Here is a 450-nt window from a genome sequence, read left to right on the forward strand (position 1 = left end):
TGACCGCTGCGATCGTTTCGCGGGCATTCTTGCCCGAGCGCAGGATCACGACGCCGCCGGCGACGTCGCCTTCGCCGTTCAACTCCGCGCTGCCGCGCCGCATCTCCGGACCGATCTGGATCGTGGCGACGTCGCCTAGCCGGACCGGAACGCCACCGCTTGCTGTCTTCAACGGGATCGCCCGGAAATCGTCGAGCGTCTTCAGATAGCCCGAGGCGCGGACCATATATTCGGCTTCGGCCATCTCCAGCACCGAGCCGCCCGACTCCTGGTTGGCTTGTCTGATCGCCTGGACTGCTTGTTGATGGGTGACGCCGTAGGCAGCGAGCTTCACTGGATCGAGCAGCACCTGATATTGCTTCACCATGCCGCCGATGCTGGCGACCTCGGCGACGCCGGTCACGGTTTTCAGCTCGTAGCGCAGGAACCAGTCCTGAAGCCCGCGGAGCT

General features: G+C 64.7%; 1 protein-coding gene. It reads right to left on the reverse strand.

Going from position 1 to position 450, the window contains the following annotated elements; translation table 11 throughout:
• Window positions 1-450: efflux RND transporter permease subunit (locus AACY52_RS31250; protein ID WP_339561532.1), on the reverse strand; the 450-nt coding region annotated here is incomplete at both ends.

This window comes from Pseudomonas sp. EA_65y_Pfl1_P113 (assembly GCF_963970525.1).
GTDB lineage: Bacteria > Pseudomonadota > Gammaproteobacteria > Pseudomonadales > Pseudomonadaceae > Aquipseudomonas > Aquipseudomonas tritici.